The 26,824-nt window shown below is 71.1% G+C and carries 28 protein-coding genes; 11 read left to right on the top strand and 17 right to left on the bottom strand.

The annotated features are described in order from the left end of the window. The first annotated feature begins 289 nt into the window (after nt 1–289). Together AC3DEV_RS07015 and AC3DEV_RS07010 are read left to right on the top strand one after the other, a co-directional pair. Nucleotides 290–1,054: a hypothetical protein gene (locus tag AC3DEV_RS07015; RefSeq protein ID WP_488371664.1), complete on the top strand. Its 765-nt coding sequence runs from the start codon at nt 290–292 to the stop codon at nt 1,052–1,054. A 107-nt stretch (nt 1,055–1,161) separates the two neighbouring features. Next, the gene (locus AC3DEV_RS07010; RefSeq protein WP_096905514.1) at nt 1,162–1,578 is read left to right on the top strand and encodes a PaaI family thioesterase; all 417 of its coding nucleotides are present in this window, start codon (nt 1,162–1,164) and stop codon (nt 1,576–1,578) included. Between the two features lie 100 nt (nt 1,579–1,678). Here the strand turns inward: AC3DEV_RS07010 and AC3DEV_RS07005 are convergent, their stop codons facing one another. Then, a complete protein-coding gene (locus AC3DEV_RS07005; protein WP_472982802.1) occupies nt 1,679–3,118 on the bottom strand; it encodes an NAD(P)/FAD-dependent oxidoreductase in 1,440 nt (479 codons plus the stop codon). 228 nt (nt 3,119–3,346) lie between these two features. Here AC3DEV_RS07005 and AC3DEV_RS07000 point away from each other — a divergent pair, with 228 nt between their 5' ends. Both AC3DEV_RS07000 and AC3DEV_RS06995 read left to right on the top strand, forming a co-directional pair. Beyond that, complete coding sequence (locus tag AC3DEV_RS07000) at nt 3,347–4,687, top strand: class I SAM-dependent methyltransferase (protein WP_488371663.1); 1,341 nt, start codon at nt 3,347–3,349, stop codon at nt 4,685–4,687. Nucleotides 4,688–4,697: 10 nt separating this feature from the next. Then, on the top strand, nt 4,698–5,177 hold the full coding sequence (locus AC3DEV_RS06995) for a nitroreductase family deazaflavin-dependent oxidoreductase (RefSeq protein ID WP_163375753.1): 480 nt from the start codon (nt 4,698–4,700) through the stop codon (nt 5,175–5,177). 62 nt (nt 5,178–5,239) lie between these two features. Here AC3DEV_RS06995 and AC3DEV_RS06990 read toward each other — a convergent pair whose 3' ends face one another. Further along, complete coding sequence (locus AC3DEV_RS06990; protein WP_488371662.1) at nt 5,240–5,734, bottom strand: MaoC family dehydratase; 495 nt, start codon at nt 5,732–5,734, stop codon at nt 5,240–5,242. Nucleotides 5,735–5,786: 52 nt separating this feature from the next. Between AC3DEV_RS06990 and AC3DEV_RS06985 the strand changes: the two genes are divergently transcribed. Next, nucleotides 5,787–6,554: a thioesterase family protein gene (locus AC3DEV_RS06985; RefSeq protein ID WP_069388886.1), complete on the top strand. Its 768-nt coding sequence runs from the start codon at nt 5,787–5,789 to the stop codon at nt 6,552–6,554. Here the strand turns inward: AC3DEV_RS06985 and AC3DEV_RS06980 are convergent. The 3 genes from AC3DEV_RS06980 to AC3DEV_RS06970 all read right to left on the bottom strand — a co-directional run bounded on the left by AC3DEV_RS06980 (nt 6,538) and on the right by AC3DEV_RS06970 (nt 9,408). Beyond that, nucleotides 6,538–7,017 carry a GNAT family N-acetyltransferase gene (locus AC3DEV_RS06980; RefSeq protein ID WP_396443820.1) on the bottom strand — a complete coding sequence of 160 codons (480 nt, stop codon included), beginning with the start codon at nt 7,015–7,017 and terminating at the stop codon, nt 6,538–6,540. The two genes, AC3DEV_RS06985 and AC3DEV_RS06980, sit on opposite strands and share 17 nt — an antisense overlap. A gap of 550 nt (nt 7,018–7,567) precedes the next feature. After that, entirely contained in the window at nt 7,568–7,921 is a 354-nt protein-coding gene (locus tag AC3DEV_RS06975) for a cupin domain-containing protein (protein WP_067717414.1), read from the bottom strand. 56 nt (nt 7,922–7,977) lie between these two features. Beyond that, nucleotides 7,978–9,408, bottom strand: a complete 1,431-nt coding sequence (locus AC3DEV_RS06970; protein ID WP_488371661.1) for an L-lactate permease — start codon at nt 9,406–9,408, stop codon at nt 7,978–7,980. Between the two features lie 155 nt (nt 9,409–9,563). Between AC3DEV_RS06970 and AC3DEV_RS06965 the strand changes: the two genes are divergently transcribed. Next, nucleotides 9,564–10,307: an MBL fold metallo-hydrolase gene (locus tag AC3DEV_RS06965; RefSeq protein WP_069388883.1), complete on the top strand. Its 744-nt coding sequence runs from the start codon at nt 9,564–9,566 to the stop codon at nt 10,305–10,307. 59 nt (nt 10,308–10,366) lie between these two features. Here AC3DEV_RS06965 and AC3DEV_RS06960 read toward each other — a convergent pair whose 3' ends face one another. Then, nucleotides 10,367–10,870 carry a DUF309 domain-containing protein gene (locus AC3DEV_RS06960; protein ID WP_082923965.1) on the bottom strand — a complete coding sequence of 168 codons (504 nt, stop codon included), beginning with the start codon at nt 10,868–10,870 and terminating at the stop codon, nt 10,367–10,369. A gap of 107 nt (nt 10,871–10,977) precedes the next feature. Here AC3DEV_RS06960 and AC3DEV_RS06955 point away from each other — a divergent pair, with 107 nt between their 5' ends. Then, nucleotides 10,978–11,760: an alpha/beta fold hydrolase gene (locus AC3DEV_RS06955; protein ID WP_067717374.1), complete on the top strand. Its 783-nt coding sequence runs from the start codon at nt 10,978–10,980 to the stop codon at nt 11,758–11,760. Between the two features lie 298 nt (nt 11,761–12,058). After that, nucleotides 12,059–12,493, top strand: coding sequence for an SRPBCC family protein (locus tag AC3DEV_RS06950; protein WP_069388882.1), 435 nt, complete (start codon nt 12,059–12,061; stop codon nt 12,491–12,493). A gap of 494 nt (nt 12,494–12,987) precedes the next feature. Here the strand turns inward: AC3DEV_RS06950 and AC3DEV_RS06945 are convergent, their stop codons facing one another. Further along, nucleotides 12,988–14,478 (bottom strand): amidase, encoded by a 1,491-nt coding sequence (locus tag AC3DEV_RS06945; RefSeq protein ID WP_488371660.1) that lies wholly within the window; start codon nt 14,476–14,478, stop codon nt 12,988–12,990. 24 nt (nt 14,479–14,502) lie between these two features. Further along, nucleotides 14,503–14,979, bottom strand: coding sequence for a DoxX family protein (locus AC3DEV_RS06940; protein WP_096905505.1), 477 nt, complete (start codon nt 14,977–14,979; stop codon nt 14,503–14,505). 60 nt (nt 14,980–15,039) lie between these two features. Between AC3DEV_RS06940 and AC3DEV_RS06935 the strand changes: the two genes are divergently transcribed. Continuing rightward, complete coding sequence (locus AC3DEV_RS06935; RefSeq protein WP_067714523.1) at nt 15,040–15,486, top strand: MarR family winged helix-turn-helix transcriptional regulator; 447 nt, start codon at nt 15,040–15,042, stop codon at nt 15,484–15,486. Between the two features lie 2 nt (nt 15,487–15,488). Here the strand turns inward: AC3DEV_RS06935 and AC3DEV_RS06930 are convergent, their stop codons facing one another. The 6 genes from AC3DEV_RS06930 to AC3DEV_RS06905 all read right to left on the bottom strand — a co-directional run bounded on the left by AC3DEV_RS06930 (nt 15,489) and on the right by AC3DEV_RS06905 (nt 21,915). Continuing rightward, a complete protein-coding gene (locus tag AC3DEV_RS06930; RefSeq protein WP_472982797.1) occupies nt 15,489–16,115 on the bottom strand; it encodes a GyrI-like domain-containing protein in 627 nt (208 codons plus the stop codon). A 9-nt stretch (nt 16,116–16,124) separates the two neighbouring features. Then, the gene (locus tag AC3DEV_RS06925; protein WP_488371659.1) at nt 16,125–16,715 is read right to left on the bottom strand and encodes a pyridoxamine 5'-phosphate oxidase family protein; all 591 of its coding nucleotides are present in this window, start codon (nt 16,713–16,715) and stop codon (nt 16,125–16,127) included. Nucleotides 16,716–16,918: 203 nt separating this feature from the next. Next, nucleotides 16,919–17,362: a PaaI family thioesterase gene (locus AC3DEV_RS06920; RefSeq protein WP_488371658.1), complete on the bottom strand. Its 444-nt coding sequence runs from the start codon at nt 17,360–17,362 to the stop codon at nt 16,919–16,921. Continuing rightward, entirely contained in the window at nt 17,359–19,746 is a 2,388-nt protein-coding gene (locus AC3DEV_RS06915; protein WP_472982795.1) for an ATP-binding cassette domain-containing protein, read from the bottom strand. The genes AC3DEV_RS06920 and AC3DEV_RS06915 overlap by 4 nt, the downstream gene beginning before the upstream one ends. A 67-nt stretch (nt 19,747–19,813) precedes the next feature. Next, on the bottom strand, nt 19,814–21,526 hold the full coding sequence (locus tag AC3DEV_RS06910) for an alpha/beta hydrolase (protein ID WP_488371657.1): 1,713 nt from the start codon (nt 21,524–21,526) through the stop codon (nt 19,814–19,816). Nucleotides 21,527–21,558: 32 nt separating this feature from the next. Next, a complete protein-coding gene (locus tag AC3DEV_RS06905) occupies nt 21,559–21,915 on the bottom strand; it encodes a hypothetical protein (RefSeq protein ID WP_472982793.1) in 357 nt (118 codons plus the stop codon). A gap of 157 nt (nt 21,916–22,072) precedes the next feature. Here AC3DEV_RS06905 and AC3DEV_RS06900 point away from each other — a divergent pair, with 157 nt between their 5' ends. Further along, complete coding sequence (locus tag AC3DEV_RS06900) at nt 22,073–22,417, top strand: RNA polymerase-binding protein RbpA (RefSeq protein WP_159148527.1); 345 nt, start codon at nt 22,073–22,075, stop codon at nt 22,415–22,417. Nucleotides 22,418–22,535: 118 nt separating this feature from the next. On the opposite strand, the gene AC3DEV_RS06895 is transcribed toward AC3DEV_RS06900, so the two are convergent. Genes AC3DEV_RS06895 through AC3DEV_RS06885 form a run of 3 tightly spaced genes read right to left on the bottom strand, consistent with a single transcriptional unit; the run spans nt 22,536 to nt 25,816 of the window. Then, a complete protein-coding gene (locus AC3DEV_RS06895) occupies nt 22,536–23,315 on the bottom strand; it encodes a polyprenol monophosphomannose synthase (RefSeq protein ID WP_159148528.1) in 780 nt (259 codons plus the stop codon). Continuing rightward, a complete protein-coding gene (gene lnt, locus AC3DEV_RS06890) occupies nt 23,316–24,911 on the bottom strand; it encodes an apolipoprotein N-acyltransferase (RefSeq protein WP_488371656.1) in 1,596 nt (531 codons plus the stop codon). Further along, complete coding sequence (locus tag AC3DEV_RS06885) at nt 24,911–25,816, bottom strand: amidohydrolase (RefSeq protein WP_067714495.1); 906 nt, start codon at nt 25,814–25,816, stop codon at nt 24,911–24,913. Before AC3DEV_RS06885 ends, lnt begins: the two co-directional genes overlap by 1 nt. A gap of 69 nt (nt 25,817–25,885) precedes the next feature. On the opposite strand from AC3DEV_RS06885, the gene AC3DEV_RS06880 reads away from it, so the two are divergent. Next, nucleotides 25,886–26,818 (top strand): precorrin-3B synthase, encoded by a 933-nt coding sequence (locus tag AC3DEV_RS06880; RefSeq protein WP_396467193.1) that lies wholly within the window; start codon nt 25,886–25,888, stop codon nt 26,816–26,818. The last annotated feature ends 6 nt before the right edge of the window (nt 26,819–26,824 follow it).

The raw sequence follows: 26,824 nt of genomic DNA, 5'->3' as shown, positions 1-26,824 counted from the left end.
GAGTAGTCGACGCCCCCGGGCTGGTCGGACCTGCGGTGATGGGTGCGGACACTCACCGCGCGGCTGAACACCACCTGTGCTTTTGCTGACAGATCAGACGTGCACTGAGTGCACCGTTTGGCCGAACCGGGCGAAATCCCTTGGTTACGGACAGGTGTCTGTTGTAACACTTAATACCGGCCGGATGACCTGGGCCACTGCGGATCGGGGGGTCGGATCGCGGTGCCGGGACGTACTTCGTAGGGACGGAACGGCCGTGCAAGGGAACCGACTAGGGGGAAGACCAGACATGACCGGCTCAACGCTGCCCACGCAGTTGATGGGGACACGCACCGTGTTCGACGACACGGTGGAGGCGCTCGGCGGCTTTCGCGCGGGCTATCCCAAGTTCTACTCGATCGCTGATCTGGGCACGCAGTCGCGACGTCGGTGGGTGCCGCTCGAGCAGGCGGTCGACAGTGGGCGGGTGGAACTCATGTTCCGTAACCACTTCGCGGAGTCCGGCGATATCCGTTTCTCGACCTACCTCGTGGCGGAGGCATTCACCCACGGTGTCCTCGGCAGGGCCGTGGCCAGTTTCGTCACCATCGGCAGGGTGTGGGACACCGGCGCCGAGAACATGGCCGTGCGAACCGACATCGAGGGCGGCCTGGACTGGGCGGGCGTCCGCGACACCACCCTGAGGGTGCTGCCCGACGACCCGGTCGCGGGTTCCCCCGGCACCGTGATCCTGCCCTGCGAGCAGGCCTTGGCCCAGTGGCTCGCCTGCCGGTCGCGCGCGACACTGACGACGGTGTTCGAGGGGCTGTCGGCGGTGAGCAACTGCAGTGTGGAGGCGCTGTGGTCGATGGCGGGCGAGTGCGTCCTCGGCGCCGCGACGATCGTCCCCACGTTCGCGGAGACCAGTCAGGAGACCGGCTACCGTCGCGGGCAGATGGTCCTGCAGGCTCTGCACGACTCGGGCCTGGCGGTCCGGCGACGGAGCCGGCTCCCACGCACCCCCGGTGCCGGTCCGATCCCCGTGCGGGACCGCGGTTGGCGGTCGGTCCGCTGAGCGTCGTCGGCGCGCTGCGCGTCGAGGGAGTCGCGACGGGCGCCCGTCCCCGCGGGTAACGTTCCGTCCCGGACGCCCGGGCACGCCGGGCCGGGGAAAGAGGTCGGATGTCCGAGGCGGCTCGTAGCGAATTCATCGACATGATCCGTTCCCATTCCGGGACCGGGTTCGGCGGCGGGATCGGGATGGAATACACCGAGGTGACGCCCGACAAGGTGGTCGTCACGGTGACGGTGGGGCCGCATCTCCACCAGCCCTACGGGATCGTCCATGGCGGTGTGTACTGCGCGATCGCGGAGGAGGTCGCGAGTATCGCCGGCGCGGTGTGGCTCGGTGGCGAGGGCAAGGTGGTCGGTGTCAACAACTCCACCGACTTCCTGCGCGCCGTCACGGAGGGCACCCTCACGGCGACGGGCACGCCCGTCCACCGCGGCCGCTCCCAGCAACTCTGGCGGGTCGAGATCGAGGACGACCGGGGGCGTACCGCAGCGGTCGGGCAGGTACGGCTAGCGAATCTCCAGTAGACGGGTAGGGAAGCGGCTGAGACCGGGATAACTCCCTGACAGAAGCGAAAGACGCGCCCGGCGGGTGGATCCCGCCGGGCGCGTCGCCGTCTCGCCCCGGTCAGTCGGACGTGGCCGAGGCGGACGCCGACTGCTGCGCCTCGACGCGGGACCGCTCGGCCGACTGGAGTGCGGCCGCCTCGTCCGCGGCCACCCGCTCGATGGCCTGGCGCGCGTAGACCCACTGCTTGGTGGAGGTCAACTGCGACCGGTGGTCGCCGCCCATGTGCATGCCCCACGAGAACATGGTGGTGATCCGGTTCTTGAAGCCGATCAGGTAGGCGAGGTGGACCACCAGCCACATGACCCAGGCGATGAAGCCCGAGATCTCGATCGGTCCCATCTTCACGACTGCGCTGTAGCGCGACACCGTGGCCATGGACCCCTTGTCGAAGTACTTGAACGGCTTCCGCTCGGCGGGGGTCCGGCCCTTCTCGACCTCGGCCATGATCTGCTTGGCCGCATACTTGCCGCCCTGGATGGCGACCTGCGCGACACCGGGCAATCCATCGAGGCTCATCATGTCGCCCACGACGAAGATCTCCGGATGACCGGGCAGTGAGAGGTCCTTGTTGACCAGCACGCGCCCGGCACGGTCGATCTCCGCATCCGTCTGGTCGGCGAGTTGCTTGCCGAGCGGGCTGGCCTTGACGCCCGCGGACCAGATCTTGCACGAGGCGTCGATCCGGCGGACCGAATCGTCCGGGTCCTTGACCTCGATGCCCTGGTAGTCGACGTTGGTGACCATGGCGTTGAGCTGGATCTCGACGCCCATCTTCTCCAGCCGAGCGCGGGCCGCGTTGCCGAGGTTGTTGCCGAACGGGGGCAACACGGCCGGGGCGGCGTCGAGGAGGATCACGCGTGCGGACGCCGGATCGATGCGGCGGAAGCTGTCCTTCAGGGTGTGCTGGGCGAGCTCGGCGACCTGACCCGCCATCTCGACCCCGGTCGGGCCGGCCCCGACGATGATGAAGGTCAGCAGCCGGCGGCGCTCCTCCTCGTCGTCGATGACCTCGGCCTGCTCGAAGCAGCCGAGGATGCGGCTGCGCAACTCGAGCGCATCGTCGACGGTCTTCATCCCCGGCGCCCACCGCTCGAAGTGGTCGTTCCCGAAGTAGGACTGGTTGGCCCCCGCGGCGACGACCAGGCTGTCGTACTCGAGATCGAAGTCGATGTGTCCTGCCGAGGCGTGGATCCTCTTCCCGGCCACGTCGATCGTGTCGACATCACCCAGGACCACGGTGGCGTTCTTCTGATCCCTCAGGATGAGTCGCGTCGGCGGGGCGATCTCGCCCACAGAGAGGATGCCGGTGGCCACCTGGTACAGCAGGGGCTGGAACAGGTGGTGGCCGGTCCTGGCCACCAGGGTCACGTCGACGTCCGCCTTGGCGAGCTGCTGCGCGGCGAACAGACCGCCGAAGCCGGAGCCGACGATGACGACGCGGTGCCGGCGGCCGGCCGGTGCGGTGGCTGTGACCTGGTCGGTTGCGGGCTCGGTCATGGCGGCTCCTGATGAGGCTGGTCTGGGTTGAGGGGCTCGGTGGCCTCGTCGGTCTGGGGCCCGCGCGGGATGACGCCGGGCACGGGTCCCCAGGATAGTGCTCCGCCTGACCCCGTGCACAGGTAGCCGCACCGCACGCGGGTGGGTGGCCCCCCGCCGCGCCTGACCGGGCGGACGCGCAGGCGACGGTACCGTCCACCTGACGAGAGCCCCGGAGGGAGGGACAGGGTGGTCAGAGTCGAACCGCAGACCGTCGACCTCGAGCGCTGGCCCGCGCTCGCGCCACCGTCCGGACCGGGGGGACAGCCCTCGGCGCTCGTCGCCCAGGCGCTCCGGCGGTCGGCGCGCGAGCTCGGGGTGCGGATCGACTACCCCGATTCGTCGGCGGCCGGAGAGTACGACGCTCCGGTGCGCGTGGTACTGCGCGAACCCGATCACTTCTGGGCCCGGCTGGCGGACGCCGGCGTGGTGGGGCTCGGCGAGTCGTTCATGGCGGGCGACTGGGCCACTCCGGACCTGTGTGCCGCCATCGCGGTGCTGGCCCCGTGGATCGCCTCGAACGCCGACTGCGCGCACCCTGGTGAACACGCGTACGGCCGGGAGGGTCGCGGCCCCGCCGGCGGCGGTCGTCGGCGGGGCCGGCCGGTCGCCGTGGAACTGGAGGACTCGGTCCCCGGCGCGCTGACCTCGTTGTACACGGACGAGACGATGTCGACCGCGGGCGCGGTGTTCGCTTCCGGAGCGCGCACCCGTGCCCGGTTGGACGACGGGACCGAGGTCGTACACCTCGAAGCGCCGGCGGCTGCGCCCCGCCGCACCGACCTCGGCGACGCCCAACGCCGGGCCGCGGACACCCTGTTGACGCTGGCCGGGATCGGGGAGGGGACCCGTGCCCTGGTCGCCACACCGGGGTGGGGCGAACTGCCCATGAGGGCTGCCGAGCGCGGGGCGCACGTCCGAACCATGACATCGTCGACGGAGAGACTGGCGACGCTCGGGTCGAGGTTCACCGCGGCAGGTCTCGACGAGGAGATCTCGCTGTTCCTCGGAGCGCCGTCGGAGGTCGCGGGCGCGGTCGACTCCGTCGTCGCGGTGGACCCCGGCGTCACCGCCGGATCCGCCGGGCACGCCGAGGTCCTCGCCGTGGCCGCCCGGCTTCTCGGCCCGGGGGGCCGTCTCGCCCTCCAGACGACGGTCTCACCGGGTCGGCCCACCCCGGCGGTCGTGGAGCTGGCCGCGTGGGAGTCCCGGTACGTGTCCGAGGCGGGGCCCCCGGTGGCGTGGTCGGAACTCGTCGAGATGGTCGACCGGGCGCCCTGTCTGACGCTCCGGGGGCGGGTGGAGATCACCGCTCATCATGCGGAGACCGTGCGCCTGTGGTCGGAGACGTTCGCGCAGCGCGGCCGCGATGCCGCCGCGCTGGGGTTCGACGCCGTCTACCGACGGATGTGGTCGTTCCACCTGGCGGCGATGGAGACGGGGCTCCGCAGGGGATGGGTCGAGTCGGTTCAGCTGCTCGCGACAGCCGGTGAGGCGGTCCGGCGGCGCGCGGACGGGCCCACGACATAGGGTTTGCCCCATGGGCAACATCCTCACCCCGATCGCCGTGTGGTTCGGCCGACAGGACGCCACCCGGGAGAACTCCCACCTGGTCGTGACGGTGGACCGGTGGCTCGACCGGGTCACGCGCGGACGGGTGCCGCTTCTCCGGGTCGCGGGGCTGCCGACTCTGACCCTGCACGTCGCTGGTCGCAGGAGCGGCGCACCGCGCAGCACGCCGCTCCTGTGTGCGTCCTGGGGGAACGGGCTGGTCGTCGTCGGCTCGAACTGGGGCGGGCAGAAGACCCCGGCCTGGGTCCACAATCTCCGGGCCGCCGCCGAGGGCGAGGTCGAGATCTCGGTCTACGGCGCGAGGCTGGTCGTCGACGTCCGCGAACTGACCGGTGACGACCGGGACTCGGCATGGTCGGCGGCGGCCCGTGTCTGGCCGAACTACGAGATCTACGCTCGGCGCACCAGCCGCGAACTACCCGTCTTCCACCTCACCCCCCGTCTGTAGCCGCGGGGGCGGCCCCGGGTGGGGCCGGGGTCTGTAGTCACGTCCGCGCCGGGCGGCCCGGGTCATCCGCGACGGGCGACCATGTTCATCGCGGTGGCGGTGAGGATCGGATCCCCGTCCTGGTTGACCAGCGTGACATCGGTGGTGAGCACGCCGCGGTCCGGCTTGGTCCTGGACGGTCGGACCTCGGTGGTCTCGCAGAGCAGGGTCAGACGGTCGCCCGGCCGCAGCGGGCGCACCCACCTCAGTTCGTCGATGCCGGGGGAGGCCAGGCTCGCCACGCTGGTCAGGTAGTTGTCCGCGAACAGGCGCATCATCAGTGCGGCGGTCTGCCACCCGCTGGCGATGAGTCCGCCGAACGGGCCGGTGGCGGCCGCCTCGGGATCGGTGTGGATGCTCTGCGGGTCGTACCGACGCGCGAACTCGAGGATCTCCTCGGTGTCGACCGATTCCTCACCGAACCGGTACCTCGCCCCCTCGGTGTAGTCCTCGAGGTACCTGTCGTCGATCGGGGCGGTGAACTCGTCGAACGTCTCGTCCTGCATCGTCTCTCCCACGTCGGTGTGTACGCTTTTTAGTTAATCACCACTCACCGACTGGAGGACGGAGATGGCGTACTTCGATCGCCTCGGGCCGGACAGATTCCGCCCGACCGAGCACGTGAGCGGAGCCTGGGACGAGTCGACCCAGCACATCGGACCCGCACTCGGTCTGCTCGTCCACGCCGTCGAGCTCGACCTGGCCGCTCGTCGCGACGATCCCATGGTGGTGTCCCGCCTGTCCTTCGAACTGCTCGGTGTGGTGCCGATGGACGTCATGGACATCCGGGTGGAGGTCGTCCGACCGGGGCGCACCATCGAGTTGGTCGAGGCCACCTGTGGGCACGGCGCGCGCACCGGGATCCGTCTCCGGGCGTGGCTGCAGCAACCCCGTGACACCCGGGCGGTCGCCGGGGACGGATTCGATCCGATCCCGCCGCCCGGGCGGATGGAGCCGTGGGACCCCACCGCGATCTGGCGCGGGGGATACCTCGCGTCGGCCGAGGTCCGGCGGATCAGTGATGGCCCCGGCCGTGCGCGGTACTGGGTGCGCACCGGCGTCCCACTCCTGGCCGGCGAGGTCGTCAGCACACTGGCGCGGATGGCCGGGCTGTTCGACATCGCCAACGGGCTGGCGATCCGGGCCGACCCCGACGACGTCCACTTTCCGAACATCGACCTCACCGCGCACCTCACCCGCCCGCCGGCAGGCGAGTGGCTGGGGTTCGACACCCGTGTGACGTTCGGGCCGGGCGGACTGGGGCTGACGTCCAGCGTGATCCACGATGAGGCCGGACCGTTGGGGACCGTCGCCCAGTCGCTCACAGTCCGTCCGTGAGCTGTCGGAGATAGCACCGCATGCCGGAGCCGGTGTCGGGGTCGCGGTCGGAGAACCCGTGCCGTTCGTAGAACCGACGGGCACCGGCGTCGTCGGTGTCCACGTTGATGAGTATCTCCTCGCTGCCGCGGGACCGCACCTCGTCGACGGCGCGGGCCAGCAGTGCGGTCCCCACCCCGTTCCCGCGGAGGTCATGACGGACGTAGAGTTCCTCGAGCTGTGCCAGCGGACCGTCCCACAGGGGGGTGGGGCGCAGGGTGAGGAACGCGAACCCGATGTCCGCCGTGTTCTCGCCGCCGATATCCGAGCCGACTCGAGCGAGGACCGCCAGGACGTCGTCCCGGCGCAGCAGGTACTCGAATCGGGCGGCGGCGGTGGGGCCGTCCGGGGTCTGTGCGCCGAATTCGGTGTTGAAGTCGAACAGCAGGCGCCCCAGTGACTCCGCGTCCGCGGGCGTGGCCATGCGGATCTCCGCCGGTTCGGCAGGACGCGCCGGGGCCTGCGCAGTGTCCTCTACAGATGGTGCGGCCGTGTCGAGTAACTGGCGCAGGCGGTCGAGATCCTCGGCCACGGCGGCGGCGTCCTTCTCGAACTCGTGGTCGTCGCCGTCGGTCCCGCGCAGGGTGAACACCACCTCGCTCCCGTGCGGGTGGGGGAGGACCCGCAGCGGGTTGAGGGTGACCGTCCCGTCGGGGAGTGTGACCTCGTGGTCCAGGACACCGAACGCGTTGGTGGGCGCGAACCGGACGCGGACCTCGCCCATGGGGGAGTTGACGACGAGAATGTCGCCGTCGGATCGCACCTCACCCGCCGCGAGTCCGGCCGCCCACGACGGCAGGTGGGCGGGGTCGGCGGCGAGGGCGTAGACCTCGTCGGGGGAGCGGCGGATGACCACGCCCAAGTGCCGGGTGCGCATGGGACGAGTATCCGCCGCGTCCGCCGTCCGCGCCAGGGTGCAGCAGAGGCAAAGTGGTCAGACTGTGGCGCGGGTGGTCGGGATGTGGCGCGGGTGGTCAGGGAGTGGCGGGTTCGTCGTAGCTGCCCTGGCCGGCGATGCTGGTGACCGTCGTCAGGAGGAAGACGGAATCGGCGAGCGCGGTGACGGCGTGGCGGTGGTGGGTGAGTGTGTGCAGTTCGCCAGCGGCGATGTCGGTGTCCCCCTCGCCCGTGACGCGGACGGCGCCCTGGAGGAGGTAGAGGCTCGCGGCCGGGGGAGAGTTGTGCTCCTCGAGTTCGGTGCCCTCCGTCAGCGCGAGCAGGGACTGCCGGAGCGGCCCCTCGCGAACGAGGATCTCGGCGTGGCGTCCGTGTGCGGACTCCTTCGCGCGGGCGAGGATGCGGTCGGCGGTCTCGGTCACATGGTTCATGGTGGAACTCACTGCCTCTCGGTGTGAACTGCCTCTTGGGTCGCGTGGTCCGCACCCTACGCCAGGACGGCGACCGCCGCGCAGAGCATGATCGTGGCGGCCACGACGGCGGTGGCCAGCGTCCGGGTGGCGGCGCCGGGGAGCCGGGTGTGTCCGGCCATGACCACGCCGACGGCCAGGGCGACGCGCGGGGGCGAGACGATGATGGCGAACGACCCGCCGACGTTCTGGCCGGCGAGAGTGACGAGGCTGTCGGCTCCCAGCCCGGTCGCGGCGCCGGAGGTGGCGGAGGAGAACATGGCCGCCGCGCCGGTGTTGGTGCCGGTGAGGTAGCCGCCCAGCGCCCCGATGGCCGGGATGCCGGCCAGTGACGCAGGTCCGAACCCGGACGCGAGATCGGCGAGGTGGGCGGCCATCCCGGCGGCGGCCATGACGACGCCGATGGACATGAACACGATGGCGTTGCCCGCTACGGGGACCCACGTCGCCAGCGCCGTCCGGACCAGGTTTGTCACGGGCGGGCCCGGTGTGGTGTAGACGCGGAGCGCGACGAGGGCCGCGACGTTCACCCAGAGGGCGGGGGAGGTGAGCCATCCCGTCCCGGCCGGGGCGCCGGCGAGGGCGAGCACGGCGCTGGCGCCGAGGATCCCCGCGAGCAGGACCGCGAACGGGATGAGTGCGCGCCCGAGCTCGGCGGTGACCGCGGGGAGAACGCCGTGCCGGGCGCGCCCGACCCCCAGGAGGAGGGCGATCACGGCGGTCGAGGCGAGGATGCCCGACGGGGGGACGCCGACCGCCGCGTTGGCCGCGACGAGGGCGGCCCACTGGGTCACGACGACGGCGGCGCCGAGAACCACCTGGCGCGCGGAGGGCCGGGTGGAGACGACGACGAGGACGGTCGTCATGCTCACGAGGAGGACCGGCAGGGTCAGGAGAGCCGACCAGTATCCGAGTTCCGCGACGTCCTGACCGCCGAGCTCCGCGGCCACGAGGGTGCCGGGGCCGAGGGAGCCCCACGGGACCAGGACCAACCCGAGCAACCCCGTGACGACGGCCTTCACCGGCGACAGTCCCATCCGGACGAGAAGCGGGGCGGTGATCACCACGCCGAGTCCGAAGCCGGTGACCGACTCCATGAACGGGGTCAACCCGAAGACCAGCAGCAGGATCGCGGGCACCCGGTCGTCGCCGGAGCCGACTCGTTCGAGCCATCCGGCGATGTGATCCCTGCTCCCGGTCGCCGACAGGGCGGTGGCCAACAGGACGCCGCCGAGGAGGATGAGAGCGACCTCGAGGACCGTCGGCCCGAGTTGCGCCAGTGAGGCGAGGACCTCGTCGTCGTCGGGCCGGAAAACGGTGATCGCACCGACGAGCGCGGCCACCAGGCCGGCGCTTCCCGCCAGGAGAGAGGGGGAGCGGAGCGCCAACAGGGCCAGGACCACCACGACCGGCGCGACGGCGGCGCCGGTCTGCACGAGAGCGCTCACTGCACCCAACCTACCCAGGTGGCCCGGGGCCAGCGGTTGCGAGAGCGCCGGACGGCGAGCAGCCTCGTCACACAACTGCGGGCGCAACCGCGGGCGGGTGAGACGTCGACGCGATCCGCGGTCGACCGCCCGAGACACCGACGGAGAGGAGCACCGTGGACGCCACCGAAGTCGCCGACCGGGTCCACCGCCTGGCGCATGCCCACGTCAACTGTTATCTCGTGGAGGACGATGACGGGGTGACCCTCGTCGACGCCGGCCTGCCGAGCATGTGGGACCTCATGACCGAGACACTCCGTCGGCTGGGCCGTGGTCCCGCCGACGTGCGGGCTCTCGTACTCACCCACGGGCACTTCGACCACGTCGGCTTCGCACGGCGCGCCCGGGTCGAGCTGGAGGTGCCGGTGCTGGTGCACCCCGCGGACGGACACCTGGCCGCGCACCCCTACAGCTACACACCCCAGCGCAACCGCTTCCTGTACCCGTTCACCCATCCCCGGTCGCTTCCCGTGCTCGGAAGGATGGCCATGGCCGGCGCTCTCACGATCAAGGGGGTCGAGGACACCGAGGAGCTACCGGTGGGTCCCGCTCTCGACGTCCCGGGTCGTCCCGTGGCGATGTTCGCCCCCGGGCACACCGGAGGACACTGCATCCTGCACCTACCCGACCGGGACACGGTCATCAGCGGGGACGCCCTGGTCACCCTGGACCCGTACACCGGCGCCACGGGACCGCAGATCGTCGCCTCGGCGGCCACGGCCGACACCGCCCGCGCGATGGAGTCTCTCGGCCCGGTCGCCGCCACCGGGGCCTCGACCGTCCTGCCCGGCCACGGGGACCCCTGGACCCACGGAGTCGACGCCGCGGTCGGACACGCCCGCGCCGTCGGCGAACACTGATCAGAGCGCATCACCGCACGAGAGCAGGGAGACCCGAGGGGAGGAGTGTCTGGCGGAGGTCAGGGGAGAGCTGACGGGACGAGAAGCCGCGGCGTCAGCTGATCCGGAGAGGGTTCGTCGCCCCGCTCGACGGTGGCGATGAGTGCGTCAGCGTGGGAGATCAACCCTGTCGCATCGATCCCGTGAGGCGCGGGGCCGCCGCCGTGGCCGATACGTTCGGCGGCACGGGCGAGCAGCGACAATGCCCCCTTGGTGTTGCCGCGCTGGATGTGCGTGATGCCGACGGCCAACTGGGCCAGGCCCTGCCAGAGCATGCGCTCGTCATCGGGACTGGTCTTCCAGGCACCCTCGAGAACTTCGTGTGCATTGAACGCGAGGCCGCGGTCCAGCAGTTCCTGTGCCCATTCCAGCGATCGGGCGGGGGGCAGATCGAGATCCTCGGGAATGCGCTCGACACCGACGCTGCCGATCGGCAACGGCCGACCGAGTTCATCGCGTGGGCGCGAATTGCGCGCGCGGCCGTCTTCGTCGCGATCGCGGTCCATGCCGGGTGGGGTGCGCATGGCGCCATCGTCCCATCAGTTGACGACGGCCGGCCACCTCGGACCCGGGCCCTGATCGTGACACGTCACGCGCGCCCTTTCATCCGCGCGCTCCGTAGGCTTGTCCCATGACGTTGCATCATGTTCGACGCGGGCAAGGTAGCCCTCTACTTCTCGTGCACGGACTCGGCGCGGGGTGGCGATCGTGGGAACCCATCATCGACGATCTGGCAGCGCGTCGCGAGGTCATCGCGGTCGACCTGCCGGGTTTCGGCGAGTCCCCACCGCTGGAGGGTGAGGTGTCCATAGCGGCGCTGGCTGACGCCGTCGCCCGGTTCATCGAAGAGTCGGGTCTGGACGGGGTGTCCACGGCCGGACAGTCGATGGGTGGGCGGATCGTTCTCGAGCTGGCCCGGCGCGGCGTCGGTGGCGACACCGTGGCGCTGGACCCCGGCGGGTTCTGGAGTGATCGCGAGCTGGCGATCTTCAGCGCCACACTGCGGCCGTCGATCGCCCTGGTCAGCGCTGTGCGCGGAGCGCTCCCGGCACTCCTGGGCAATCCGGTGAGTCGGACCGCCCTGCTGGCGCAACTGTCTGCGCGGCCATGGGCGCTGTCGGCACAGACCGTGCTGCCCGACGTGGCCGGGCTGGCAGACGCACCGGCGACGGGCCCGGCGATGGACGCGCTCACGAAGGGCCCCACACAGCAGGGTGCCCCCGCGGGCACGGTCCCGGGACGGGTCACCATCGGGTGGGGGCGTCGCGATCTGGTGACACTCCCGGCCCAGGCCCGGCGAGCCGCCGGCGCGTTCCCCGACGCGACACTGCACTGGTTCGATCGGTGCGGCCACTTCCCGCAATGGGACGCGCCCCGGGAAGCGACTCGGCTCATCCTGGACCGGACCAGCTGACCCGGCGCATCCGCGGTAGTGGTGTGGTGACCACCATGGGCGGTTGCGCCCGCACGAAGCTCTGCAACCATGGGCTGATGATCCGTCACACGCGCGACCGGGGGAGACCGCCATCGCAGTGGTGGAGTAACCCACCGCGAGGCGAGGGCGGAGAAGCCCGGGAGCCGTACAGCCGGGCCGAACGATGAAACACCTCGCGTCCGCCACTGCACTGAGTTCGGCTGCACTGAGTTCCGCTGCACTGAGTTCCGCTGCGCTGAGTTCGATGCTGAGAATGCGAAGTACCTTCCGCCGAGGGATGTGGACGACCGAACTGCGGATGCACGTGGATGCGGAGACGGTGTGGTCAGTGATCACCGACGTGCAGAGCTGGCCGCGATGGGGGCCCACCGTCTCGGACGCCCGGGTCGACGGTGACTCCGGCCTGACAGCCGGCTCGCGAGGGACGGTCACGACCGCGGTGGGGCTGTCCCTGCCCTTCGAGATCACCGAGTTCGTGGAGGGGCGGCTCTGGGCGTGGAAGGTGGCTGGAGTGAGCGCTACCCGGCACGAGGTGATCGAGGTACCGGGTGGTTGTGTCCTCAGCTTCGGTGCTCCGGTCTGGGCGGCGGGATACCTGCCGGTGCTTGCCATCGCGCTGCCGCGCATCGAACGGATCTCAGTCGAACGAGCGCACCTTGGGGGGTCGGCGTCGGAGGGGGCGTGGATCGCGGACCAGGACGGTGGCATGTGACCATCGCGCGGATGGGGATGGGACAGCCGGATTCTGACTTTACATAATGTAGATTATCGGCACTTTGAAAGTGGCTGGTCCGGCGAGAACTCGTCGGGGTCCGCCACCATCCGCCGTGCACACTGCTACGAATGATCACTGAGGCGACACCGTGTCGCTCGGTAGAGAAAGGTGCGACATCATGCGCGGATCAGTCGAGAACGCTTTCATGCTCATCCACAACCCTCTGGTGGATCTCTACCAGTGGCTCCTGAGTGTCCTCCCGGCGGACATGGCCTGAGTTCTACAACGGCCTGAATTCCCCGGCGGCGATCCGTCGCCGTCGTTCGTTGCGAGGCCCCGGGTCGTGGACATCGTCGGTTTGCCGTCCGAAGTCACCCCGGGGTCTCGCGGCATCTATCCACTGCCGCCTCCGTGGGGTCCCGCCCAGTCGGCCCCGATTCGACACAGTGACGTTTCGGGGGTGGGTGCCCCGACGCTGTGCGCCTGCGGGGTCATCGGCCCAGAGCCGCCGGCTGTCTGTCAGTCCACGGCAGTGCCTGCTCCAGCTGGCCGGCCAGACGCAGCAGCATCGACTCGCCCCCGAGTCCTGCGGTGAAGTGCACCCCCATGGGCACGCCCTCCGGCGTCCAGTGCAGTGGGAGCGACAGCGCCGGCCGGCCGGTCAGGTTGGCCAGCTGGGTGTACGGCACCCAGCTCAGGTTGGCGTCGATGAGCGACTCCACGAATCCCGAGTGCCGCAGGAGCGGAGCTGTGCGCGTCGCGAGCAAAGCGGTCGCTGCGCGACGCGCCAGCGGCGGGGTGTCCAGGGCGCCGATGTGCGGCGGGAGATCTGCGAGCGTCGGCGTCATGAGCAGGTCGTAGCCCTCGAAGAAGGTGGTGAGTTCGCCGACGTACTGATCCCGCCGCATCACGGCATCCAGGTAGTCCACGCTGCTCTGCGCCCGGCCGAGTGCCGCCACGATGCGCGTGTCCGTCTCGAAGTCCCGATCGGCGCACCCCGTCCGGCGTTTGGTGTCCTCGACCGACCACGCGAGGTAGGCGAACCAGCTGGTGAGGAAATCGCGGGCCAATGCCAGGTCGTCGACGGGCTGCGACTCGAGGATGTCGACGCGGTGGCCGAGGTCCTCGAGCGCTCTGGCGGCGGTCTCGACAGCGGCGAGAGCCTGAGGGTGGGGTGACGAGTTGATCGAGGACGCGGTACACACGCCGATCCGCAGACGTCCGGGGTCCGCCCCCACCTGGGACCGGAACGACTCCGACGGGGTGGCCGGTACGTACGGCCCGCCCGGCTCCCCTCCCATCAGGACGTCCAGCATCGCAGCCGAGTCGCGAACCGACCGCGAGATGACGCCATTGGTGGCCGCGCCGTGCATCGCCTCGCCGCGCGCGGGCCCCATCGGGACCAGTCCGCGGCCGGGTTTGAGGCCGACGAGCCCGCAGCACGCGGCCGGGATGCGGATCGAACCGCCGCCGTCGCTCGCCCCGGCGACCGGGACGATGCCGGCCGCGACCGCGGCGGCGGACCCGCCTGAGGAGCCCCCGGGGCTGCGGCTGGTGTCCCATGGGTTCCTGGCGGGGCCGAACAGTTCGGGCTCCGTGATTCCCTTGGCCCCGAACTCCGGGGTGTTGGTCTTGCCGAAGACCACCAGGCCAGCGTCCAACCACCGCCGGACCACGGTCGCGTGCTCGGTGGCCGGTACGTCGGCCAGTGGACGCGACCCGCCACTGGTGGGTGTTCCTCGGAAGTCCTGACCGAGATCCTTGAGAAGGAACGGCACCCCGGCGAACGGGCCCGACAGCTCCTCTGTCGCCCGGGCGCGAGCCGGCCCGTCCAGCCGGCGCACGATCGCGTTGAGCCGCGGGTTGACACCGTCGGCGCGCTGGATCGACGCGTCGAGCAGATCGCCCGGGGTGACCTCGCCTCCCCGTACGAGGGCGGCGAGACCGAGGGCATCGTGACTACGGAACTCGTCAAAGCGCATGGGGCCGGAGTCTACGCAGCGCGATCAGCGATTGTTCCGGTTCCGCCAGGCGCGCCATGCGCCCGTGGACCACAGGGCCCATGCGACGAGGACGGGCTGGAAGAACAACCGCACGAGGCGTGCGCGGTCACTGTCGAGCCCGAACGCGTCCGTGCCCGTCACGTACTGAGAGATGTTGCCGGGGAAGATCGCGACGAAGAACGCCGCTGTCACGCCGCCCACCGCCGGCCGGTATCGCGCCGGTGCGAGGATGAGCGCCGCGCCGAGTCCGAGTTCCACCACGCCGGAGGCGACGACCACGAAGTCCGGGTCGAGTGGGACCCACGTCGGGACCTGTGCCTGGAACTCCTCGCGCATGGTGGTCAGGTGCCCGGTCCCCGCCCCGAGAAGGGCGGCGCCGAGGGCCCATCGTCCGAGATGTCGGACCACCTCCCCCGCACTGCGGCGGCGCACCGGTGTGCGGGATCGCGAGTTCTTCAGGGGCCGGTCGAGTTTGTCCATGGGGGTAGTGTTGCGCACAACTTAATTGAGCGCAACCTAAAAATGGGCGATACTCGTGTGATGGATCCCGATCTCCGACTGGAAGAGCAAGTCTGCTTCGCCCTCTACGCGGCCTCCCGCGCCTCGACGTCGGCCTACCGCCACGCCCTGGCGTCGGTCGGTCTCACCTATCCGCAGTACCTCGCCCTGCTCGTGTTGTGGGAGGAGGACGGGCTGACGGTCCGCCAGTTGGGCGACCGACTACTCCTCGACTCGGGCACCCTCTCCCCTCTGCTCGCACGGTTGGAGCATGCCGGACTCGTCGAGCGGTCCCGCTCCGTCGGCGACGGGAGGAGTGTCCACGTGCACCTCACCGAGGCCGGCGGGCGGCTGCGCGCCGAAGCCGAGACGATCCAGTGTTCCCTGCTGGACAGGGTGGACATGCCGCAGGAGGACCTCGTCCAGCTGCGGACCCTGGCCCAGCGACTCGTGACCTCGCTCGAAGGAGCCGATCGCGGCGATCAGTAGCGTCAGCCGATGGTGATCGGCTGACGCAGGATCGTCTTGAGTCTGGCGGGATCGGACCTGCGGGGGTCCGAGAGGTAGATCTCGTGGTGGTGGCCCGACGGGGTCGCCCCGTGTGAGGGAATGATCTCCTCGTGCATCCGCGCGATGATCGGGCCCTCGTCGTCGTAGGGGCCCACGTGCAGCGTCTGCACCGCCGACCCCTCGGCATACCCGTCGAACCGCACCCGCTCGCGGGCGTCCGGCACCGTCGTCGTCACCTTCTCCATGGCGGCGGACAGGATGTCCGGGGTGACCCAGTCCGGCTGCCAGATCATCATCGTCCAACTCCAGGCGGACTTGTCGCGGGCCGTGAACACCCGCGGGTCGTCGGCGTACCAGAGGCCCTCGAGCGGGCCCACCGTGTGGACCCGTCCCAGCACGGTCCGGGCCGCCGCGCGCACGGCGTAGGACGTGGCGTACAGCGCCTCGACGGCGGCCCCGTACTCGGGCGCGGTATTGGGATCTCCCCGCCCGTCGACCATGAGGAAGGTCATCGCTGGGACCTCGACCAGGTCGAATCGGCCGGCCTTGCCGTCGTAGAGGTCCCTGCGCTCGCGTTTGATGTCGTAGTTGGGTGGGTCGCCGACCATGGCAGCAGGCTACGCCGATCCGCCCTGGAGTTCCTCGATCCGGCGTTTGTACACCGCGGTCAACTCGTCGATGTACCGGCGATTCCACCGCGGGGTGATGTGCTTACTGCAGTTGGCGTCAGCGGCCACGACGTCCACCACGATCGCGCGTTCCACGCGGCCGGAGTACTGCTTCTCCCACATGGCCCGGAGCCGGTCGATCAGCTGGGGGTCGGCGTCCGGCTCGATCGTCCGCGCGTGACCGAAGACCTTCAACCGCCGGCGGGTCGGGTAGTCGACGAAGAGCAGGCAGACGCGTCCGTCGTGATCCACGTTGCCCGTGGAGACGTACTGGTGGTTGCCCGGGAACTCGGCCCAGGCGAGGGTCGTGTCGTCGACGACGTGCACGAATCCCGCCGGGCCGCCGCGGTGCTGCGTGTACGGCCAGCCCGACTCGGTGACGGTCGAGAGGGAGAAGTGGTCGGCGCTCCGGATCAGTGCGACATCGGTGCCCTCGAGGGCGAAGTCGCCGGTGTCGACGGGGAGGGTGACCCCCACGGCGTCCTGCCGGGCCCGCACCGCCGATCCGTACGCGATTCCCGGGTAGTGGTTGACTGCCATGGTCGTCACTGTAGGTTGCGGTGCGGCACGACAGGTTGCAGGGCATGAGCTGGGCGGAGATCGGCATGGTGCTCGGTGTCAGCAAACAGGCGCTGCACAGGAGATTCGGACGGACCGCCTGACCGGGCATGATGCCGACCATCCCGGTGGCATGCGTCTCGGTGACGAGGGCACACGCAGGGCAGCGCAGGTCCGCTGAGTACTCAGCGTCCGGGCGTGGCGACGGTGTCCGGCCTGGGCACGTTCTGCAGCCGGAGCTGGCCCCGCGCGAGCACGGCTCCACCCTCGGCCTGACTGATCACCACATCCCACAGCTGCTGACTGCGGCCCTGGAACAGGGCGTGCGCGGTGACCTCGACCCGCCCGCCGGTGGACGGTCGGAGGAAATCGGTGCCGTTGTGCACGCCGACCGCGATCTGGTCCCGTTCGGCGACCGCGAACCCCGCCCCCGCGCCACCGGCGGACTCCACGATGCTCGCGTAGACGCCACCGTGGACCGTCCCCCACGCCGTGACGTGCTCCTCCCCCAGCACCGCGTGCCCTTTCAGCGATGTGGGGGTCACCTCATCGACGACGAGTCCGGAAGCGCGGACGAAGACGCTGGCGTCGGGAGAGCTGGCATCGGGGAACCCGCCGGAGTCGATCATGGGGTCTTTCTACCCGCTACCGTTTCCGGCTGGGTCGCCGCAGCCACATACCTCGCCAGGTGCTCGCCGGTGAGAGTGGAGGCACCGGCGACGAGTTCGGCCGGCGTGCCCTCGAACACGATCCGGCCACCGTCGTGACCGGCGCCGGGGCCGAGGTCGATGATCCAGTCCGCGTGAGCCATCACGGCTTGGTGGTGCTCGATCACGATCACCGACTTCCCGGCATCGACCAGCCGATCGAGCATCGCCAGGAGGGTCGCGACGTCGGCCAGGTGCAGGCCCGTGGTCGGCTCGTCCAGCACGTAGACCTCGGCCTTGTCGGCCATCTGGGCGGCCAGCTTGAGGCGTTGGCGCTCGCCACCCGACAGCGTGGTCAGCGGCTGGCCGAGCCGGATGTAGCCCAGACCGACGTCGCGGAGCCGGGCGAGGATCTTGTGCGCGGCGGGGATCCGCGCCTCTCCCCCGGCGAAGAACTCCTCGGCCTGTGCGACGGACATCCCCAGCACCTCGCCGATGTTCCGGCCGCCGAACCGGTACTCGAGCACCTCGGCCTGGAAGCGCCTGCCCTCGCAGTCGTCGCACGTCGTGGCGACGCCGGCCATCATCGCCAGGTCGCTGTAGATCACGCCCGCGCCCTTGCAGGTGGGACACGCGCCCTCGGAGTTCGGGCTGAACAGCGCCGGCTTGACGCCGTTGGCCTTGGCGAACGCCTTTCTGATGGGCTCGAGGAGCCCCGTGTATGTGGCCGGATTACTGCGCCGCGACCCGCGGATGGCGGCCTGGTCGATCGCCACCACCCCGTCGCGAGGCGACACCGAGCCGTGGATGAGCGAACTCTTGCCCGATCCGGCCACGCCGGTCACCACGCACAGGACCCCGAGTGGGATGTCCACATCCACGCCTCGCACGTTGTGGGCTGTCGCGCCACGCACCTCGATCCGCCCGGTGGCCGCCCGCACGCTGTCCTTCAGTGCGGCGCGGTCGTCGAGATGCCGGCCGGTGACCGTGTCGCTCGCGCGGAGCCCGCCGACCGATCCCTCGAAGCAGATCTGACCGCCCTCGGAGCCGGCCCCGGGCCCGAGGTCGACGACGTGGTCGGCGATCGCGATGGTCTCCGGCTTGTGCTCGACCACCAGGACCGTGTTGCCCTTGTCGCGCAGCCGCAGGAGCAGCCCGTTCATGCGTTGGATGTCGTGGGGGTGCAGGCCGATCGACGGTTCGTCGAAGACGTAGGTGACGTCGGTCAGCGCGGAACCGAGGTGGCGGATCATCTTCACCCGCTGTGCCTCGCCGCCCGACAGGGTGCCCGCGGGGCGGTCGAGGGACAGATACCCAAGTCCGATCTCGACGAACGAATCGAGCGTGTGCTGCAACGAGTCCAGCAGCGGCGCGACCGACGGCTCCTCGAGGCCGCGCAGCCACTCCGCCAGGTCGGTGATCTGCATGGCCGAGACGTCGGCGATGTTCCTGTCCCCGATGCGGGACGACCGGGCCCCCTCGTTGAGCCGGGTGCCGTCACATTCGGGGCACGTGGTGAACACCACGGCCCGCTCGACGAACGAGCGGATGTGCGGTTGCATCGCCTCGACGTCCTTGGACAGCATCGACTTCTGGATCTTGGGGATCAGGCCCTCGAAGGTGACGTTGATGCCGTCGGCCTTGACCTTGACCGGCTCCTTACGCAGCAGGTCGTGCATCTCCCGATCGGTGAACTCCCCCACCGGTTTGTCCATGTCGAAGAACCCGGAGCCGGAGTAGATGCGGCCGTACCAGCCGTCCATCGAGTATCCGGGGACGGTGATCGCGCCCTCGGACAGGGACTTGGAGCGGTCCACCAGCGCGTCGACGTCGAAATCGGACACCGATCCGCGACCCTCGCAGCGGACGCACATCCCGCCGGTGATGGAGAACTCGGCCTTCTGCCGGGTGCCGTCGGCCTTCTTCAGCGTCCCCACCCCGGACGCCGACGCGACGTTGAAGGAGTACGCCTTGGGACCGCCGATCCTCGGCTGCGCGAGACGGCTGAACAGGATCCGAAGCATCGCCCCGGTGTCGGTGGCTGTGCCGACCGTGGAGCGGGGGTCGGAGCCCATCCGCTCCTGGTCGACGACGATCGCGGTGGTCAGCCCCTCCAGGACGTCGACGTCCGGCCGAGCCAGGGTGGGCATGAAGCCCTGGAGGAACGCGCTGTAGGTCTCGTTGATCATCCGCTGCGACTCCGCCGCGATGGTTGAGAACACCAGCGAACTCTTGCCGGAACCCGAGACCCCCGTGAACGCCGTCAGCCGCCGCTTGGGCAGATCCACGTCGATCGACCGGAGGTTGTTCTCCCGCGCCCCGAGGACGCGGATGGTGTCGTGCGTGTCTGCCGTGTGGGCGCTCATCCCGGGTCTCCTCACCCTGCTCGTTCAGCGGCAACGTTAGACCGCGGGCCCGCGGCGGGAAAGGGCGTCAACCGCGGTCCTGCTGCTCCATCGCGGTGGCGTGCAGTCGGGCGAACCGCTGGAACTCGTCGTCGTCCCATCCCTCGCGTCCCGTGGCGGCCGCCCATCCGTCGAGGATCTGATGGTCGTACAGGTGGCCGTAGCCCTGCGACCCGCCGATCGCGTTGCCGAGATCGGCGGTCACCTGGAAGAGGGTCAGAACGGGCATGTAGAACATGCCGGGGTGTCGGCCCTTGCCCGGCGGCTCGGCCAGCCACGCGGGGCGGTCGAACAGCAGATCCGGGGTCCACCACACCACCGGATCCGTCGCGTGCTGGACGTACAGGACGTGCGGCGGGATCCACGGGGTGTCGTCGCCACGGAACTCCGCGGGATCCTCCGAGAACCTCACCAGCAGGCCGTCCGCGTACACCGGTTCGGTGACGGGGGTGCCGGGGTCGCGCCGCTGTACGAGCGCGTGCCAGATCCGGTTGGAATTGGGCGGGCCGATCCACAGCACCCCGTCCACCGTCGCCCGGATATCGCGGATTCCCGAGAACGCCGCCTCCCCTGCCTGGGTCCCCAGACTCTCGCCGTAGACGTACAGTTCCGGCTGCGGCCGCCCGGGTGGGAGCGAGTCGCGCCAGGTCACCACCGCCTCGATCAGTGACCGGCCCGCAGCCTCGGCCTTCTCGCGGTCGGCGAGGAACGAGATCCAGCTGGGCAGGTAGGAGTACTGGGTGCCGACGATCGCCACGTCCCCGCCGGCGAGCAGTTCGATGGCCTGGGCGGCGTGGGGGTTGATCCACCCGGTACCGGTGGTCGGGGCGATCACCACGGACTCGCGCTCCCACGCCCGGGTCCGGTCCAACTCCTCCACCACCAGCGCTGAACGTTCGTCGTCGGTCGGTGCGGACTCCAGCCCGGCGTACGCTCGGATCGGCTCGGGTGCGTCCTCGCCCAGCAGCTGACCCAGGCGCTGCCCGTCGAGGCCGCCGCTCACGAACCGTCGGCCCTGCAGGCCCAGGTCCTCGAAGTCCACGACGGACCCCGGGGAGCCGGATCGCTCCGGCGCCGTCGGCGGTCGCGCGCCGGGGAGGTCCTCGTTGTTCTGCCCGCTGAAGATCCGGTTGGCGCCGTCGAAGAACAGGCGCGGCACCACGCCCTGCACCACGCCGACCGCGAGGACGGCCACCACCACGACGCCCGCGAGCCGGGCGGAGTACTCCCCCACGCCGAACCTGTGGGCCACCACGCGGGCGAGCCACCGGTATCCCGCCCGGATGCCACGGGCTGCGATGAGGAGACCCAGGAAGATGGCCAGGGCGACCCACGGGATCTTCATGTAGTCGGCCCAGGGCGGGCGGGGCGAGCGCACCAGATCCGAGACCTGGTCCTGCCAGCGGATCGCCGTGGCGGTGGCCGTGACGAGGTAGACGACCAGGAGGTACGGGGCGGCCAGACGGGCGAAGGTCAGGAGACGGTCACCGAACGCGAGGAGGTCGGGGCGGAGTGTGATGCGGGGCGCCACGACCCGCCGCCAGACGGTCCGCAGCGCCACACCGACCCCGTATCCCACCAGCATCGACACGCCGGTGACGAGCCCCTGGTAATACCAGGCCCGCGGCAGCAGGGACGGCATGAGCGAGACCCACGCCGCCAGCGCGGCCACGATGAGGCCGGTGACCGAGGGGCGCCACCGTTCCCACCACGTCCGGAGCGCGGCGACGGGCGTGGTCACCGCTGTCGCTCGGCCGGTCCCGCCGTCCGTGCTCACCGCAGGCGCTCGGCCCGTCTCGCCGCCGCCACCAGGTCCTCGGACATGCGGGCCAGCTCGGCGGGATCCTCGCCCTCGGCGATCGCGGTCCGCAGATCCTCGCAGGCGCAGCGCAGCTGGAACATGCGGTCCATCAGGTCGGTCGATTCGGCCTCCGTGAGTACGACCGTGCCCTCGGGCAGGTCCTGCATCCGAAGCGACCGGCGCTGCTCGTAGGCCCGCTGCCGGCAGGACCTCCGGCAGTAGCGGCGCCGGCGGCCCGTCCCGCCCTCGTCCACGGGACGGCCGCACCACGCGCACGAGTTCTCGCCCCTCCGGGGCGCGGTCGGCTCGGGCCGGGCGTCGGGTTCCACGGGTGTGAGGTTACCCAGCGCCGCCCCCGGGGTGGCCCGTGGCGTCGGGACGTGGGAACATTTGGGGGTTCCCCTGGCGTTGACACAAGCAGGAACCACGCAGCGTCGTGTCGATCCGCATGAATTGACGCAGACGAACACGGCAGAAGGAGTTCGCATGGCAGATCGAGTCCTCAGGGGCAGCCGCCTCGGTGCGGTGAGCTACGAGACCGACCGGGACACCGACCTCGCGCCGCGCCGCATGGCGCGGTACCAGACCCCTAACGGCGAGGTCTACGAGGTCCCGTTCGCCGATGACGCCGAGATCCCCGGCGCCTGGATGTGCAAGAACGGCCAGGAGGGTCAGCTCATCGACGGCCCCGCGGCCGAGGTCAAGAAGGGCAAGCCGCCGCGTACCCACTGGGACATGCTGCTCGAGCGTCGCTCCCTGGACGAGCTCGAGGAGCTGCTCAAGGAGCGGATGGACCTGCTCAAGAAGCGGCGCCGCGCCGGTGCGCGGTAGGTAGTACCGAGCGGCCACCGGATATCGCCCGGTGGCACCGGAACGCCCCGGCCCCCCAGGGCCGGGGCGTTCTCCTGTGTCCGGGGTCGGTGTGCGGCCGGAGCCGGCGCGCACCGGGTCAGCGGCCGACGAGGCCCTTGAGCTGGCGTCGACGCTTCTCCCAGCCCCAGCGGGCCACGTTGACCGCGGCCTCGCGGAAGATCGACTCGCTCATCTTGGACTGACCGACGGTGCGCTCGGTGAAGGTGATGGGCACCTCCGTGACCCGGCGCCCGTTGTTCAGCAGACGCCACGTCATGTCGATCTGGAAGCAGTAGCCCTTGGACTCGATGGCGTCGAGGTCCAGCTCGGCCAGGGCGTCGGCCCGGTAGGCGCGGTAGCCGGCGGTGATGTCCTTGATGCCCACGCCCAGCATGACCCGGGAGTAGACGTTGCCGCCGCGGGAGATGACGTGGCGCTGCCACGGCCAGTTGACCACCGCGCCGCCGGGGACGTAGCGGGAGCCGATCGCCAGGTCGGCGCCGCCGTCGACGGCGGCGAGCATCGCGGGGAGCCGCTCGGGCGGGTGGCTGCCGTCGGCGTCCATTTCCACGAGCACGGTGTATCCGCGCTCGAGACCCCAGCGGAACCCGGCGATGTACGCGGCCCCGAGCCCCTGCTTGCCCTCGCGGTGCATCACGGTGATGCGCCCGCGCGGGTCCTCGGTGGCGAGCCGGTCGGCCACCTCGCCGGTGCCGTCGGGGCTGTTGTCGTCGGCGATGAGGACCGACACCTCGGGGGCCGCGGCCAGCAACCGCTCCACAACGCCGGGCAGGTTGTCCCGCTCGTCGTAGGTCGGGATGATCACCAGGGTGCGCGCGGACGGCGCGTGTTCGCCCGGCGTCGTCGGATCGGTCACTTACTTCTCCTCGGTTCGGGTCGCGGGTCGTTGCCGGGTGCGGACCAGCGCCCATGCCAGTGCGACGAGCCCGATGAGGCAGCTCACCGCCTGCGGGATGCCACCCAGTCGGGTTGCCATCGTACCGGCCCCGCCCACCTCGACCTGCGCCGCCAGCACCGCGGGCTCGAAGATGCCGCTCTCGGCGCGGACGTCGCCGTCGGGGCCGATGACGGCGCTGACCCCGCTGGTCGCGGCGATCAGCACGGGCACGTCGTGCTCCACGGCCCGCAGCCGGGACATCGCGAGTTGTTGGTACGTCATGGGTGAGCGGCCGAAGGTGGCATTGTTGGTGGGGACGGTGAGGATCTGCGCGCCGCGGGAGACGGGCTCGCGGGCGGCGGCGTCGAAGGCGACCTCGAAGCAGATGGCCACGCCCAGGTCCACCCCGCCCGCGGTGACGACGTGGTCGCCGTCGCCGGGGATGAAGTGACCGGCGGTCCGGGCGATCGGGAACAGCGCCTCGAGCGGTTCACGCAGCGGGAGCCACTCGCCGAACGGTTGGATGTACTTCTTGTCGTGGCGGTCGACCACCGGGCCCTCGGCGGGGTCGGAGGAACGGCCGTCCCACACGAGGTAGGAGTTGTGGGCTTCGCGGCCCTCGCCGGTGGGCAGGACGGTGCCCACGAGGATCAGTGCGTCCAGGCGTCGGGACAGGGCGGTGATCTGGGCGGCGGCGAGGCGGTCGGCCAGCGGCGAGATGTCGGAGGCGTTCTCCGGCCACAGCACGAGATCCGGCGGGGCCTCGGTGCCGGCCTCGACATCGTCGGCGTACTCGGCGGTGACGCGCAGGTGGTTCTCGAGCACCGCGCGGCGTTGGGCGTTGAAGTCCAGGCCGAGGCGCGGGACGTTGCCCTGGATCACGGCGACCTCGACGGTGTCGGTGGGCTCGCCGCCGGTCGGGGCGAGGGCCGCGACGGCGACCAGGCCCGCGGTCACCAGGAGCACCGTGAGCAGGCCGGTGGCGGCGCGGACGGGTCGGTCACGGCGCGCGAGGAGCAGGACGGCGACGCCGATCGCCGCCCCCACCGACGCCACCGCGAACCCGACCAGCGGGGTGCCGCCCAGTGACGCCAGCGGCAGCAGCGGCCCGTCGGCCTGGCCGAACGCCAGCCGTCCCCACGGGAAGCCGCCCCAGGGCCAGGACGAGCGGACCCACTCCCACAGCGACCACCAGCCGGCCACCCCGAGCACGGCGCCGACCGCACGCGGGCCGAGGTGCGCGCCAGGGTCCAGGCCGGCCCGCAGGATGACCGCGGCGCCGGCGCCGAACGCGGCGAGGTACAGCGCCTCGACCAGCGAGAGGCCCCACGAGGCGTAGGCGCCCACGTACAGGCCCACCCACGGCACCAGGAGCAGGAAGAAGACCAGGCCGGAGGTGAACCCGAGGAGCGCGCCGGTGCGCGCCCGGATCGTGGTGTCGCCGGACGGGGACAGGACGACGACGAGGAGGGCAATCGCGAGAAGCGCCGTCCACCACAGACCCACCGGGGGGAACGAGGCCGCCAGCAGCGCCCCGGAGGCAGCGGCGAAGGCCAGCCTGGTGAGCAGGGGCATCAGGTCGCGGGGCCGGCGGGCAGGCCGTCCACGACGAGCGCGCGCAGAACGGGGTCGGGTCCGGTGAGATCCGGCATCGGAGGAACTCCGGAGCGCGGGTCCGTGGACCACCGCTGGACGGCGTCGTCCGCGGCGACCACGGCCAGCTCCCCGGTCCGCCACCTCGCGAAGGTGGCCGCCGTGCCCGGGGTGAGGGTGCCCGCCGTGCCGTCGCGCGCGCCGGCCGCCCGGTGTGCGCCCCGGGTGGTCGCGGTGAACGCCGCCCGCGGGGACAGGCCTCGGCCGCCCTCGACGGAGGTCAGGGCCCGAAGGGCGTCCCACGGCCGGACCTCGTCGCCGGCCCGGGTGGATGCGGCCAGCGCCACGCCGGAGGCGGCGATGCGCACGAGATCGGTGCCCGTCAGGTCATCGACGAGCGGGCGCAACAGGGTCACCGTTCCCACGGCGGCCAGGGCGGCGAGCGTGTCGCCGTCCGCGTTCCCGGCCCCGGTCCCGCCGACGAGGACCGGGATGCACCGGGCGACCGCCGGCCCGCCGAGTTCGGTGGCGAGGCGGGTGAGTTCGGTCGCGAGGCGCGCCGGGTCGACGGTGTCGTCGAGCACCACCCGCTCCCCCGCACGCACCCGCTCCTCGACCTCGTCGAGCCCGTGTGCGCCCGGCAGACCGGCGGGCACCACGCCGCCGGCGGCCGCGACCGCCGGGTCCAGGCCCTCGGGGAGGCACTCGACGAACGCCGGGGCCACCCAGTCCCCCTCCAGATCGACCTGCTCGGCACCCGGGAACAGGGCGGGGCCCGGGGCATCCGAGCCGGCCCACACGATGAGCCCGTTCTCGTGTGCCAGGGCGGTTGCGTCTCGTGAGGCGGGCGTGAGCACGCGGCCCCCGGTAGCCAGGAAAGCGGTCATGCGGGCGATTATCCCCGAGCACCGACCGGCGGCCCGGCCGCCCACCCCCCGCGCCTACGCTGGGTGCTCATGAACGACTCCCACCACGCGGCCGGGTCGTCCCGAACCGGGGACACCCTGCGCTTCCCCGGCGGCCGGCTGCGCCCCGAGCACTGGACCGCCCTGGCGGCGCTCGCCGCCGGACACCGCGGCGGCATCCAGCTCACGGCCAGGGGCGGGGCCCGGATCGTGGGCGCGGACCGCGATCCGGTCGAGCTCGCGGTGCGGGACCTCGAGGCCGCGGGCCTGCCCGAGGCTCTCGCCCACCCCAGGGGACGCGACATCATCGCCTCGCCCCTGGCCGGCCGGCTCGGCGGGCATCACGACGTCGGCGACCTGCCGACGGGGCTCGGGGCCGCGCTGCTCGCCCGCGACGCGGCTGACGCCCTGCACGGGCAGGTGCTGTTCGGGATCGACGACGGGTCGGGCGACGTCCTGGCGCACTCCCCCGACCTGGCGGTGGAGGTGGACGGGTCCGACGGCGGCGCGCGGGTCCACGTCGCCGGTCGCCCCGTCCCGCTCCGGGTCGCGGTGGCCGACGCCGCCACCGTGCTGGTCGACGCGGCCGTGGAGCTCACCGGTTCGGCGGGACCGACGCGGGTGCCCGGGTCCGGCGACCTGCACCAGCTCGTCGTCGACGCCCTGGGATCCCACCCCCGGACCATCCCCGCTCCCGTCGCACCGACGAACCCTCCTGCTACGGATGTAGAAGTGCCGAGGGTGGGCTGGATCGACACCGCCGATGGGCTGGTGAGCCTGCTCGCCGTGGTGCCCGACGGCGTCGTTCCCGCCCGACTCGCCGAATTCCTCGGCGCGGTGGAGCGTCCGACCACCGTCTCGGCCGACCCGGTCATCGGCCTGCACGAACTCACCGAACCTATGGCGGAGCAGGTGGTGCGGGTGCTGGCACCGATGGGGATGATCTTCGACGCCGAATCGCCCTGGGTGACGGCTCTCCCGTGAGGTCGG

This window comes from Dietzia sp. IBK-p2-15D (assembly GCF_057773105.1).
The sequence above is the reverse complement of the archived record's forward strand: the minus strand, read 5'-3'. Positions and strand labels throughout refer to the sequence as shown.